Here is a 12,925-nt window from a genome sequence, read left to right as displayed (position 1 = left end):
CGACAAGGGGAGAAGGGGAGGTCGCTTACGCCAGGGTGCGCTCGACGATGTCTCGCAAATCGGCCGACAGCTTCTCGGTATTGGCGATTGAAAGCAACGCCTCCCTTGCCTTGGCCTGCCGCACGGGTTCGAGCGAGCGCCACGACCTGAGCGCCGTCGCCAGCCTGGCGGCCACCTGCGGGTTGCGTTTTTCGACCTGCAGCACCGTTTCGACGAAAAGCCGGTAGCCCTCGCCGTCGGCGCGATGAAAGCCGGTCTGGTTGGCGCTGGAAAACGTACCGATGAGCGAGCGTACCCGGTTCGGGTTGACCATCGAGAACGCTGGGTGGCTGGTCAAGGCGCGCACTGCGTCGACGGTTTGCGGACCGGGCACGCTGGCCTGGATCTGGAACCATTTGTCCATGACCAGCGGATCGGTTGCATATTTCGCCTCGAAATCGGCCAGTGCCTTGGTTGCCTCAGGTGAGCCGTGGTGACGGTGCGCAAGCACGGTCAACGCCGCGGCACGATCCGTCATATTGGTCGCCGATTGGAAGTGCCGGGCAGCGAGTTCCGCACCTCCCGGTAGCAAGGAGAGATAGTCCAGCAGGACATTGCGCAGCGCCCGCCGCCCGGCACTGGCCGCGTCCGGGCTGAACGGACCATTGTCGGCGAGCCGATCGTAGAAGTTGGAGAATATCTCGCGGTTGGCCTCGGCGATCGCAACTGCCAGCGCCGCGCGCGCCGCGAAAATGGCGTCGGGGTCGATGTTCTTGCCGATGTCGCGGGCGATATCGGCGTCGCCGGGCAGCGCCAGCGCCAGTGCCCGATAGGCGGGTTCGAGCGCCTCGTCGCCGGCTATTTTGCCGGTAAGCCCGGTCAGCCGGGCGCTAAACTCGGGTTGCGTGTGGTCCAGGATCTGGCGGAAAGCTGCAATCAGCGCATCGGTCAAAAGCGTGTTGAACGCCTGCCAGCGCGAGAAGGCGTCGCTGTCGTGGCCAGCCAGAAAAAACTGGTCGTCGGGCCGCTGCTCGACCGAAAGCGTCACCGGCGCCGAAAAGCCGCGGTTGAGCGACATGGCCGGCCGCTCGGCAATCCCGGAAAACCTGACGACATGGCGGCGTTTGCGGATATGGATGACGCCGTCCTCGACATTCGCCCCTTCCACGCCGCTATAGGCTGTCGCCTCTCCGCCGGCGCCGACCAGGCCGAAGGCAAGCGGAATGTGCATCAGCCGTTTGCGGCTTTCCGACGGCGTTGGCGGCACCGACTGCTCGATTTCGAGCGTGAATTCCTGCGCCGCAGGATTATACGCCGAACTGACGGTCAGGTTCGGCGTACCGGCCTGATGATACCAGAGCGAAAACTGCGACAGGTCGCGACCGGAAACGTCTTCGAACACCTTGATGAAGTCTTCGATCGTCGCCGCCTGGCCGTCGTGACGTTCGAAGTAGAGGTCCATGCCGGCGCGGAACGTCTCTGCGCCGAGGATGGTGTGGATCATGCGCACGACTTCCGAGCCCTTTTCATAGACCGTCGCCGTATAGAAATTGTTGATCTCGCGGTAGCGGCGCGGCCGCACCGGATGCGCCAGCGGCCCTTGGTCCTCGGGAAACTGATGGGCGCGCAGCGTACGTACCTCGGCGATGCGCTTGACGGCGCGCGAGCGCTGATCGGCGGAGAATTCGTGGTCGCGGAAAACGGTCAGGCCTTCCTTCAGGCAAAGCTGGAACCAGTCACGGCAAGTGATTCTGTTACCTGTCCAATTGTGGAAATACTCATGCGCAATGATGGCTTCGATATTGGCGAAATCGGCGTCGGTCGCGGTTTCCTGGTCGGCGAGCACATATTTGTCGTTGAAGATGTTGAGGCCCTTGTTCTCCATCGCGCCCATATTGAAGTCGGACACGGCGACGATGTTGAAGACATCGAGGTCGTATTCGCGGCCGAATGCCTCCTCGTCCCATTTCATCGACCGTTTCAAAGCGTCCATGGCGTAGCCGGCGAGCCTCTCTTTACCCGGTTCGACATAGATTCCGAGCTCGACCTTGCGGCCAGACAGGGTAATGAAGCTGTCCGAGATCTTGCCGAGGTCGCCCGCCACCAGCGCAAACAAATAGGACGGCTTGGGGAAGGGGTCGTGCCAGACCGCATAGTGCCAGCCGCCGGCAAGCTCGCCGCTGCCGGCCGGGTTGCCGTTGGACAAAAGCAGCGGCGCCTCATTGCGCTGAGCTTCGATACGCACCGTATAGACCGACAGGATGTCGGGACGGTCGAGGAAATAAGTGATGCGGCGAAAGCCTTCGGCCTCGCATTGCGTGCAATAGACGTCGCTGGAGCGATAGAGGCCCATCAGCGCTTCGTTCTGCGCCGGCGCCAACACGGTTTCAATTCTCAGCTGGAAGCGCCTTGTGGCAGGGGGGCTGATGATTGTCAGTTGATCGGGCGTGACGAGAAAATCCGCAGGCCTCGATTCCTGGCCGTCGATGGCGATACTGCGGAGCGTCAGCCCGTCGCCATCCAGCACCAGTGGCACCGACGCGGCAATCTCGTCGCGACGTTCGACCGTCAGCACGGCGGTGACATGCGTTGCTTCAGGCGAAAGGCGGAAAGTCAGGCTGGTTTCCGGAATCAGATAATCACTAGGGCGATAGTCCTCGAGTTTGAAGACCTGGCCGGTATCTGTGCGCATTCCTTGATTTTTCCTGTCGATCCGGGAGCGGCGGGCGGGTCCGCTGGTCCAAATAATTTGAAGCCTGCGCTCTTTACACGAAACACTCCCTCGACAAAACTGCAGCGACGTCTATTTCCGGCGATCATTTCCCAAGCATCATCGCGAGGCTTCCATGACCATCGTCACGCCGAAATTCGGGATGAGCGCCTCTGTGTTGCGTCGCGAGGATCGGGCCTTCATCGAAGGCGCCGGGAAGGCGGGTACGATCGGGTCGACGCCTGCCGCGCTCGATGCGGTGGCCGACGCGCTCTACCGCACCTACGGCATCATGCCGGCAACGCCGGCGTGCATCTGCGCGGCGATCCAGGAAGCAAAAGGGGCGTGACAGCCAGACCGGATTTGCCGGTGCTTGCTGCCGGCGACCTTGCCGGCGAGCACAGCACGCTGACCGGGATCGTGCTCAAGATCGTATCGGTGGCGGTCTTCGTCGGCATGTCGTCCTGCATCAAGGCGGCAGGCACCGTGCCGGCGGGCCAGATCGTCTTCTTCCGCTCCTTCTTTGCCATCTTTCCGATCATCGCCTTCCTCGCCTTCCAGGGAAAACTCGGAACCGCCTTTTCGACAAAGCGCCCTCTCAACCACATTGCGCGCGGCGTCGTCGGTGTCTGTGCCATGGGGCTCGGCTTCTTCGCGCTGACGCGGCTGCCGCTGCCGGAGGCGATCACGCTGAACTACGCGCAGCCGCTGCTGGTCGTGGTGTTCAGTTCGATCTTCCTCGGCGAAGCCATCCGCATATATCGCTGGAGTGCGGTTGCCGTCGGCCTGGTCGGGGTGCTGATCATCTCATGGCCGGAACTGACGCTGCTCAGTTCGGGCGCTGCCCTTGGCGATCAGGAGGTGCTCGGCGTCATCGCCGCCCTCATAGCCGCGGCGATCTCGGCCATCGCCATGCTCCTGGTTCGTAACCTCGTCCAGAGCGAGCGGACGGCGACCATCGTGCTGTGGTTTTCGGTAACCGCGAGCCTCATGGCGCTGCTTTCGCTGCCATTCGGCTGGCAGGCGCTGACGACGGCACAGGCCGGGCTTCTGATTGCCGCGGGTTTTTGCGGCGGGCTTGGCCAGATCCTGATGACCTCGGCCTATCGCCATGCCGAGGCTTCCGTCGTGGCACCCTTCGAATACACTTCGATGATCCTCGGCGTCGTAGTCGGGTATCTGGTCTTTGGCGACGTCGCCACGATCAACATGCTGGTCGGCGGCATGATCGTGGTTGCGGCGGGGATTTTCATCATCTGGCGCGAGCGCCAGCTTGGTCTCGAACGCACCCGCACCCGCAAGGCCGTCGCGCCGGAAGGGTGATCACGGCTTCACTGCGTCAGTCCGCTCTGTCGCCAGCCGCACCAGCACCGCCCGCGTCTGTTCGTCGGCGGGGAAAAAAGATTCGATCGCCAGCTCCGACAGCGTCACGTCGAGCGGCGTGCCGAACACGGTGATGGTGCTGATGAACGACAGCACCGCGTCGCCATGGGCAAGCTTGAGCGGATGGACAATCGCGTTCGGTTCGACCGGCGCCGGCCGGCTGCCTCTAAGGCCGGACGGATAGGCCCGAAGCTCGCGCTCGAGCTCGACAAGAACCGGATCGGCGGTAGCGTCGTTCTGCCGCTTCAGCCGCTCCAGAAGATGCGTCCACCATTCCGCTAGGTTGACGATACGCGGCGCGATGCCGCCGGGATGCAGGCTGAGGCGCAAAACGTTGACCGGCGGCTTCAGCAGGGAGGCATCGGCGACATTGGCGAGGAACGGGCCGATGGCGGCGTTCGCCGACACCAGGTTCCAATGCCGGTCGACGGCAAGCGCCGGGAACGGCTCGTGCGCCTTGAGCACGGTCTCGACCGCCGCCATCGCCGGTGCCATCGAGGCATCGTCAAGTGGTCGTTCGCCGAAGCTCGGGGCAAAGCCGGCGGCCAGCAGCAGCTGGTTGCGCTGCCTGAGCGGGATCGAAAGCTGCTCCGCCAGATGCAGCACCATGTCACGCGAGGGTGCGGCGCGGCCGCTTTCAACGAAACTCAGATGCCGCTGCGAGATCTCGGCCTCCATAGCCAGGTCGAGCTGGCTCATGCGCCGGCGTGTACGCCATTCGCGAATGAGACTGCCGGCGGAAATCTGGGCTGCTGTCATAACGAGATGACTAGGCCGGCAGTGGGCGCATTTCAATTACCTGCGAAGTCATGATGCCGCCCTTCCTTCCTCGCAAGGGGAGAACTGAAGACGCGCTCTGCACCATTACCCAAGCGCCCGCAACTTCGCCTTCACTTCGAGGAAATCCCGCCACGCCAGCTTCTTGTGCGCCGGCGTTCTCAGCAAATAGGCCGGATGCAGGGTCGGCATGGCAGGAATGGCGACGCCGGACGGGGTCGTGTGGACGCGCCAGTTGCCGCGCAGCCGCAATATGCCTTCGGAGGTGTTGAGCAGGGTCTTTGCCGACGGGCCGCCGAGATTGACCAGCACCTTCGGATTGACCAACTCGATCTGCCGCTCGATGAACGGCCGGCAGATCTCGGTCTCGTGCGGGGTCGGCGTGCGGTTGCCGGGCGGCCGCCAGGGAATGACATTGGCGATGTAGACGGACGTCCGGTCAAGACCGATCGCGGCCAGCATGCGGTCGAGCAGCCGGCCGGAGCGGCCAACGAACGGCAAGCCCTCTATGTCCTCATCGCGACCCGGCGCTTCGCCGACCAGCATCACCTCGGCAGTCGGATTGCCGTCGGCGAACACAAGGTTCTTGGCGGTGAATTTGAGATTGCAGCCGTCGAATGCCGCCATATGCTGGCGAAGCTCGTCGAGGCTTGCCGCCGATCTCGCCAGTTGCCGCGCCAATGCCGCTTGCGCCTCGTCGGGCACCGTTGACATGGCCGGGGACGTTCGCACTGCCGGTGCCGTATTGGGTCTCTCGCCCATTTCGGCGCGCGACACGCTCGTCGAGCGTTGTGGCGCCGCATTTTCACCGGCCGGCATAGCGGCCGCCGCAGGCACCCGCTCCGGTGGCCTGGCTTCTGCAAACCTGTTTACCGGGTGTTCTTCAAGTGCCTCGTCGACGCCGGCGCTGGCGTAGAAGGCCAGCAGCTCGGCGAGATCGGCTCGGCTATTGTGGGGGGCGGCAGTCATGGTTTCACATTCGGCCGCAAAGCTTGAATTTGCAAGTTCAGCTCGACGGTATGCGCGGATCCTGCACCAGATAGAACGTCCAGCGCGGCGTGTAGTCGGTGATCAGGAAATAGAAGCTGGCGGTCTTCAGCGGGTCGATCTTGCCGTTCTTGAACAGCAGGCGGTCATACGGTTCGAAATTGCGGTCGAAATCGGCGTAGCTGCTCGACCAGATATTTTCAGGCGTTTTGTTGCGCTGGTCAAACGACAGGCCGTCGCCGAACACGCTCGGCTGGTCGAGGATCTCCTGGAGTTCGAACTGGAACTCGACCCAGGCCTGGCCGCTATTGTTGAGCACGTCGATGCGCATATACATCAGACCATTGGCGAAGTCTCCCGCCTTGCCGAACGGCTGGATCGGCTTTGTCGTGCGAATGGCAAGCGTTACCGGCGTCGCTGAATTCAACTCTTCGGTGATGACCAGCGGATCCTCTTTCGTGCCGATGCCGGAAGCCCCGGTGATGCGGAAGCCGCCGCGCTCGTCGGAAAAGGAATAGGCGCCGGTCGCCCAGACCAGTTGCTGCTCGGCATGGGCATCGAGAGCCGTCAGCGGCAGAAGCGCCAACAGCGCCGCACGGCAAATCCGGCCGGGCGTGAAAAAAAAGCGCGTCGATGAAAAGCCAGCCGGCCTGAATATGCGCATGGCGGGAAGTATGGCCGATAAGCAAGCCGTCGAACAATTAAAAACATCAGTGCGACATATCTGTGCAAACGGAATAGGATTGAAGATTGATGCTCGCCACCGCGAATCTGTGTGGCAGGACGCGACTTTTTGACGAAATCGGTATTGTCACGTCCGCGCCGGTTTCCCGTCGCTATTTGATGCGCTATGCAGCGCGTGAGCCAGCAAGATGCCGGGAATAGCGAGCCAGTGAGGGGTCGATGAGCGATATCGAACGCGAAAGCATGGAATTCGACGTGGTCATCGTCGGCGCCGGCCCGGCCGGCCTCGCCGCCGCGATCCGTCTCAAGCAGGTCAATCCCGAGCTTTCCGTCGTCGTGCTGGAAAAGGGCGGCGAAGTCGGCGCGCACATCCTGTCCGGCGCCGTCGTCGATCCGATCGGCATCGACCGGCTGCTGCCCGGCTGGCGCGAAGAGGAGGGTCATCCCTTCAGGACACCGGTCACCGACGACCATTTCCTGGTTCTCGGCCCCGCCGGTTCGTTCCGTCTGCCCAACATACTGATGCCGCCGCTGATGAACAATCACGGCAACTATATCGTCTCGCTCGGCAATGTCTGCCGCTGGCTGGCGACCAAGGCCGAGGCGCTGGGCGTCGAGATCTATCCGGGCTTTGCCGCGGTCGGCCTGCTCTACAACGAGGCCGGTGCGGTCACCGGCGTCGTCACCGGCGACATGGGCGTCGAGAAGGACGGCACGCACGGTCCGGGCTTTGCGCCGGGCATGGCGCTGATGGGCAAATATGTCTTGATCGGTGAGGGCGCGCGTGGCTCGCTCGCCAAGCAGCTGATCGCCAAATACCACCTTTCCGACGGCCGCGAGCCCGGAAAATACGGCATCGGCCTCAAGGAACTCTGGCAGGTCAAACCGGAAAACCACCGGCCGGGCCTTGTGCAGCATTCCTTCGGCTGGCCGCTCGATATGAAGACCGGCGGCGGCTCCTTCCTCTACCATCTCGAGGACAACCAGGTGGCAGTCGGCTTCGTCGTTCACCTGAACTACAAGAACCCCTATCTGTCGCCCTTTGACGAGTTCCAGCGCTTCAAGACCCATCCGGCGATCCGCGGCACCTTCGAGGGTGCCAAGCGGCTGGGCTATGGTGCCCGCGCCATCACCGAAGGCGGCTGGCAGTCGGTGCCGAAACTGTCCTTCCCCGGCGGTGCGCTGATCGGCTGCGCGGCCGGCTTCGTCAACGTGCCGCGCATCAAGGGCTCGCACAATGCCGTGCTCTCCGGAATGCTGGCGGCCGAGCATGTCTGTGATGCGATAGCCGCCGGCCGCGCCAATGACGAGCTGGCCTCCTATGAGGCCACCTGGCGCGCCACCGATATCGGCAAGGACCTGAAGAAAGTGCGCAACGTCAAGCCGCTATGGTCACGCTTCGGCACCATTGTCGGCGTCGGCCTTGGGGGGCTCGACATGTGGCTGAACACGCTGTTCGGCTTCTCGGCCTTCGGCACGATGAAGCACGGCAAGGCCGACTACGCCACGCTGGAACCGGCCGCCGCGCACCAGAAGATCGCCTACCCGAAGCCGGACGGGGTGCTGACCTTCGACCGGCTGTCGTCGGTGTTCCTGTCCAACACCAACCACGAGGAGAACGAGCCGGTGCATCTGCTCGTCGCCGACATGGACCTGCAAAAGCGCTCCGAGCATGACGTCTATGCCGGGCCCTCGACGCGTTACTGCCCGGCCAGCGTCTACGAATGGGTCGACAAGGACGGCAATGCCGCCGCCGATCCTGCGGCAGAGGATGTGCGCTTCGTCATCAACGCGCAGAACTGCGTGCACTGCAAGACTTGCGATATCAAGGACCCGAACCAGAACATAAATTGGGTGCCGCCACAGGGCGGCGAGGGCCCGGTCTACCAGAACATGTAAGTCACAAGGTTTGTTCCGGACTAAACAAGATGAGGAGCAGCGCAACCGTAGGATTGTTGAATAAACCGCCTGCCTGTGTTTCCTTTCTGCGGCGACAGGGAGGAAGGAAAAATGCGCCTGGCAGTTCTGACGAGCGTTGTGGCGATCGGGGCATTGTGCGCCCCTGCAGCCTTGGCCGGCACTAAGGTGCTGGTCAAGACACGAACTTACAACATTGCCGGAACCACCGGCGCGGCCCTGATCGAGGCCATGGATCGCAGTGGGCCGAAGCACGGCTTCATGACCCACGCCATCGCGCAAACCGGCTACAGCGTCGGTGATTGGACCTTCGACGCCCATCAGGAAAACGGCGTCTGCCGCCTGCGCCAGGCCAACGGGACGCTCAATCTCTTCTATACCTATCCCAAACTGGTCTCAGCCCCATCGCCTGCGCTGCAGAAGCGCTGGAAGCGGTTCTTCGCTGGCGTCCGCGCCCATGAAGAGACCCATGGCCGCATCGCCAGACAGATGATGCGGGCCACCGAAAAGTCGGTTCGAGGGCTGACAGTCGCTGATGACCCGCACTGTTTCGAGGCACGTCGCGAGGCAAAGCGCCGGATCAATGCCATCTATGCCGAATACGAGGCAAAGCAGATCGCCTTCGATGCGCACGAGCATCGCGACGGCGGCCCTGTCGAGCACCTCATCCGCGCTTTTGTGGGCCAGTAATAAGCCAGGTCGAGACTGGACTGCGGATTTTCAGCTTCGCGTCCCGCCAGGCAGCGCTGCAAGCGCGGTCGCCGTCTGGTGCTCGTCGAGCGACCGTAGCGAAAACTCCACCAGCACCGGCAGATGGTCTGAGCCGGTGTCCTCAAGGGTCGACGCCGAACGGATAACGATGGCGCCCTTGCTGAAAACCTGGTCGATCGGCAGTCCGGCGAAGCGCAGGAAATCCGGCAGCTTTCTGTAGAGCCAGGTCGGCCCGACCGACGGCATTACAGTCAGCTTGCCAAGCGATGCGACGCGCCGGACAGCGGCGCTCCATGGCGCTGCGTTGCAGTCGCCCGCCAGTATCGACGTCTCGCCAAGCGAGGCGATTTCGTCAGACAACCCTCCAATCTGCCGTGATTGGTTGTGCGGCCATGGCCAGGTGAGGTGGATGGCGCCGACATCGACGTCGGTTCCGCCAAAATCGACCGTGGCGATCGCCATCGCGCCGCGGCTGTCGCAGTGCGGCGCCGTGCCTGTGGCAAACGGTCGTCTGGACAGCAACGCAACGCCGAACACGCCATTGGGATACGGGCAGAGGATCCGGTAGGGATAAGCGCCGGACAGCAGCCCAAGCTTTGCTTTCCACATCTCGGACACCTCGTCGAGGGTGATCACATCGGGCTGGGTCCGGCCGATCAGCGACAGCACCTTCTCGGGTGTTGGATTGTTGAACCTGAGGTTCATCTGCAACAGGCGGTAGACTGGCTCGTCACCGGGTTTGGCTTCGTAGGCGGCCTGCACCTGCCATAGCCGCGAAAGCGGCAAGGCATTCGACGTGGTGGCAAAGGAGGCTATCGCAAACAGCAAGGCGGCCGCGGCCTGCAGGCGAAACGAGGTGGCGAGCAGGGGCAGAGCGCAAAGCGCCATCAGCACCGAAAAATGGACGCGGAAATGAGCAAAGGAATCGAGGGCCGGATGCAGCGATCCGAAAAACCCGGCCACCAGCGCGGCCGAGAGTGCAAGCATTGCGACGAATGCCAGCGCAACCGTCATGTCCCGAATACGTGCCATCGCTTTGTCTATCGGCAGAAGTGCGGCTCAATCAAGATGACGAAATGTCCTGACCCGGACCGACACATGCGATTCGGCATTTACTGGAAGGCCGTTTCCGAAAAGCTCCTGAGCTTGCGCGAATGCAGTCGCTCCATCGGCATTTCAGCCAGCTTCTCCATCGCCCTGATGCCGATGGTCAGGTGCTGCGCCACTTGCCGCTTGTAGAACTCGGTCGCCATGCCGGGCAGCTTCAATTCGCCATGCAGCGGCTTGTCGGATACGCAAAGCAGCGTGCCATAGGGAACCCGGAAGCGGAAGCCGTTGGCGGCGATCGTTGCCGATTCCATATCGAGCGCGATCGCCCGCGACTGCGACAGCCGCTGCACCGGCCCGCGCTGGTCGCGCAGCTCCCAGTTGCGGTTGTCGATAGTGGCGACGGTGCCGGTGCGCATGATGCGCTTGAGGTCGTAGCCGGAAAGCCCGGTGACCTCGGCGACCGCTTCCTGCAGCGCCACTTGGATTTCAGCCAGCGGCGGGATCGGCACCCAGACCGGAAGATCGTCGTCGAGGACATGGTCTTCCCGAACGTAGGCGTGTGCCAGCACATAATCGCCCAGCGCCTGCGTGTTGCGCAGGCCGGCGCAATGGCCGAGCATCACCCAGGCATGCGGCCGCAGCACCGCAATATGGTCGGTGATGGTCTTGGCGTTGGAGGGGCCAACGCCGATATTGACCATGGTGATGCCGCCATGATTCGGCTTCTTCAGATGATAGGCCGGCATCTGCGGCAGGCGAGGGGGGGCAGCACCCTCACCAGGCGCGCTGTCGCCCACTTTGGTCACGATATTGCCCGGCTCGACGAACTCTACATATCCGTCACCGCCATTGGCCATCAATTCGCGTGCACGGGCGACGAATTCGTCGATGTAGAACTGGTAGTTGGTGAACAGCACGAAGTTCTGGAAATGCTGGGGACTGGTCGCCGTATAGTGCGACATCCGATGCAGCGAATAGTCGATCCGTTGTGCCGTGAACGGCGCCAGCGGCCGTGCCTCGCCCAATCCCACTTCGAATGTACCGTTGGCGATCTGGTCGTCGGTGCCGTCGAGATCCGGCACGTCGAACAGGTCACGGATCGGCCGTTTGATGCGTTCCGCAGCGGCACCGTCGACATGCGTGCCTTCGAGAAAGGCGAAATGCAGGGGGATAGGAGTGGTCGATTCTGAAACCGTGACCGGAACGCCGTGGTTGCGCATGATCAGCCGAAGCTGTTCGGTGAGATAGCTCTCGAAAAGAGCAGGCTGGGTGATTGTGGTTGAGAAATGCCCCGGCGTCGGCATGTGACCATAGGCCTGCCTCGAGTCGATCTGGGTGAACGAACTCGTGGTGACGCCGATCTCCGGATAGAAGGCCCGGTAGCGTTTGTTGTTGTCGCCGCCCGCGGCGAGCGCGGCAAATGAATCGCGCAGGAACTTGGTGTTGCGGTCGTAAAGCACCTGCAGGGCCGCGACCGCCTTCTTGGCATCGTTGAAGCTCTGTCGGCCGAACGGCTCCGGCGTGACGACCGATTCAATGGCTTGAGGATAGATTCGCTTTTCCATGACCCAATATAGAGAGTTGGGCGCGCAGTTGGGAGGGGGTAAGGCGGTCTCAAAACGCCCTGTCGGCGGTTTTCTTTCCGGCGGCCTAGCCTCGCCGCAAGCTGACCAGCAGCACAAAGCCGACGCCGGACTTTCTCAGCGCAGGCGCCTCGATGGTCGAACCGGCATCGGCGCGCATCGTCGGCACGGCCAGGACCGGGGCCGCCAGAACCGTCAGGATGAGTGCCGTCCGCGGCAGAAGCCGAAGGATCTTGACGACATTGGCGGTGAGGTGGGTCATGGCGTGGGTTTCAATATCTCGCTGTCGAGTTCAGTGGCGAAGCTGGTTCGGGCAACCGAGCCGGCAGGAAATGGCCACATCCCAGGCGCGATCCGGCCGGCCGGCTTCGGCGACAAGGACGGCGAACAACATGCCGAACAGGCTCATCAGCAGGCAGACGATGGTGAAGCGGCGGGCAAGCATCGGGCGGTGTCTCCTTCAACACGCATCATAATGCCTTGCCTAGGGTGAACCGGCTCTGATCCCGGCGTTCATCTGGGGTTCAAAATGGTTGATGATCTCTGGGCGGGCCGCCTTGAAAGCAGTGACCTATGGCGAGCCGCGGCTGCGAGACCGATATATGAAAACAGGGCCGACTGGCCCCGCGCACCCCGGCAGGAATGGCACGATCAGAGCTTGTGCCAGGTCTGGCTCTTGCAGATCAGCCCGCCGAACACGCAGCCGCTCATCTTGAGCGAATTGCCGGAAAGCGAAGCCTTGCCCGAATAGGTCTTGTCGGTTTCGGGGTCGGTTATGGTGCCGGCATATTTGTTGTCGCCGGCCACCTTCAGTGAACCGATGTTCTTGCCGGCAAATTTGCCGGATTTGAGCGTAATCGAAAATGCCCCGCCGCCACCCGAAATGGCGGCAGTCGCTCCGGCTTGCGTTTTCCAATTGCCTTCGATCGGATCGGCCCATGCCGCGCCGGTCATCATTATTGCGGCCGCGAGGGCCAGACTCACGTATCGAAACATGTCTTTCCTCCCTCAGGCAAGTCCAATCGGGATCCGTCCCGGCTGTCTGCCCCTTACGCAAACGTAAGCTAGTCCAGCTCCCGGAAAAACAAAAGCGGTGCCGCGACGGAAGGGTTGCGGGTTTTTGCCCGCTCCCGAACGGCCGCGC

The 12,925-nt window shown here is 62.5% G+C and carries 14 protein-coding genes; 5 read left to right on the top strand and 9 right to left on the bottom strand.

The window, feature by feature from the left end; all coding sequences use genetic code 11:
• Positions 1-25: 25 nt before the first annotated feature.
• Positions 26-2,671: an aminopeptidase N gene (gene pepN / locus NKH17_RS19535; RefSeq protein ID WP_352896915.1), complete on the bottom strand. Its 2,646-nt coding sequence runs from the start codon at positions 2,669-2,671 to the stop codon at positions 26-28.
• A gap of 154 nt (positions 2,672-2,825) precedes the next feature.
• Here pepN and NKH17_RS19530 point away from each other — a divergent pair, with 154 nt between their 5' ends.
• Entirely contained in the window at positions 2,826-3,038 is a 213-nt protein-coding gene (locus NKH17_RS19530) for a hypothetical protein (protein WP_352896951.1), read from the top strand.
• Positions 3,035-4,012, top strand: a complete 978-nt coding sequence (locus NKH17_RS19525) for a DMT family transporter (RefSeq protein WP_502910610.1) — start codon at positions 3,035-3,037, stop codon at positions 4,010-4,012. Before NKH17_RS19530 ends, NKH17_RS19525 begins: the two co-directional genes overlap by 4 nt.
• On the opposite strand, the gene NKH17_RS19520 is transcribed toward NKH17_RS19525, so the two are convergent.
• The 3 genes from NKH17_RS19520 to NKH17_RS19510 all read right to left on the bottom strand — a co-directional run bounded on the left by NKH17_RS19520 (position 4,013) and on the right by NKH17_RS19510 (position 6,500).
• Positions 4,013-4,831 carry a helix-turn-helix domain-containing protein gene (locus NKH17_RS19520; RefSeq protein ID WP_352896913.1) on the bottom strand — a complete coding sequence of 273 codons (819 nt, stop codon included), beginning with the start codon at positions 4,829-4,831 and terminating at the stop codon, positions 4,013-4,015.
• 105 nt (positions 4,832-4,936) lie between these two features.
• Complete coding sequence (locus NKH17_RS19515) at positions 4,937-5,818, bottom strand: uracil-DNA glycosylase (protein ID WP_352896911.1); 882 nt, start codon at positions 5,816-5,818, stop codon at positions 4,937-4,939.
• 37 nt (positions 5,819-5,855) lie between these two features.
• A complete protein-coding gene (locus NKH17_RS19510) occupies positions 5,856-6,500 on the bottom strand; it encodes a hypothetical protein (protein WP_352802365.1) in 645 nt (214 codons plus the stop codon).
• On the opposite strand from NKH17_RS19510, the gene NKH17_RS19505 reads away from it, so the two are divergent.
• The 3 genes from NKH17_RS19505 (at position 6,451) to NKH17_RS19495 (ending at position 9,127) form a co-directional block, all read left to right on the top strand.
• Positions 6,451-6,633 (top strand): hypothetical protein, encoded by a 183-nt coding sequence (locus NKH17_RS19505; RefSeq protein ID WP_254820002.1) that lies wholly within the window; start codon positions 6,451-6,453, stop codon positions 6,631-6,633. The two genes, NKH17_RS19510 and NKH17_RS19505, sit on opposite strands and share 50 nt — an antisense overlap.
• Before the next feature lie 106 nt (positions 6,634-6,739).
• A complete protein-coding gene (locus NKH17_RS19500) occupies positions 6,740-8,419 on the top strand; it encodes an electron transfer flavoprotein-ubiquinone oxidoreductase (RefSeq protein ID WP_352805688.1) in 1,680 nt (559 codons plus the stop codon).
• A 111-nt stretch (positions 8,420-8,530) separates the two neighbouring features.
• Positions 8,531-9,127 carry a DUF922 domain-containing protein gene (locus NKH17_RS19495; RefSeq protein ID WP_352480300.1) on the top strand — a complete coding sequence of 199 codons (597 nt, stop codon included), beginning with the start codon at positions 8,531-8,533 and terminating at the stop codon, positions 9,125-9,127.
• Positions 9,128-9,157: 30 nt separating this feature from the next.
• Here NKH17_RS19495 and NKH17_RS19490 read toward each other — a convergent pair whose 3' ends face one another.
• From NKH17_RS19490 to NKH17_RS19470, 5 genes are all read right to left on the bottom strand, one after another.
• Positions 9,158-10,180, bottom strand: coding sequence for an endonuclease/exonuclease/phosphatase family protein (locus NKH17_RS19490; RefSeq protein ID WP_352480301.1), 1,023 nt, complete (start codon positions 10,178-10,180; stop codon positions 9,158-9,160).
• 80 nt (positions 10,181-10,260) lie between these two features.
• Positions 10,261-11,763, bottom strand: a complete 1,503-nt coding sequence (locus NKH17_RS19485) for an AMP nucleosidase (protein WP_352480302.1) — start codon at positions 11,761-11,763, stop codon at positions 10,261-10,263.
• Between the two features lie 85 nt (positions 11,764-11,848).
• Entirely contained in the window at positions 11,849-12,043 is a 195-nt protein-coding gene (locus tag NKH17_RS19480) for a hypothetical protein (RefSeq protein ID WP_352802375.1), read from the bottom strand.
• Between the two features lie 30 nt (positions 12,044-12,073).
• Positions 12,074-12,226 (bottom strand): hypothetical protein, encoded by a 153-nt coding sequence (locus NKH17_RS19475; protein WP_352480304.1) that lies wholly within the window; start codon positions 12,224-12,226, stop codon positions 12,074-12,076.
• Between the two features lie 206 nt (positions 12,227-12,432).
• Complete coding sequence (locus NKH17_RS19470; protein WP_352480305.1) at positions 12,433-12,777, bottom strand: DUF2147 domain-containing protein; 345 nt, start codon at positions 12,775-12,777, stop codon at positions 12,433-12,435.
• Positions 12,778-12,925 lie beyond the last annotated feature (148 nt).

Origin of the sequence: Mesorhizobium sp. M1334 (genome assembly GCF_040317995.1) — a bacterium.
Classification (GTDB): Bacteria; Pseudomonadota; Alphaproteobacteria; order Rhizobiales; family Rhizobiaceae; genus Mesorhizobium.
Note: the sequence above shows the minus strand (reverse complement) of the source record. Positions and strands in the feature narration are given on the sequence as shown.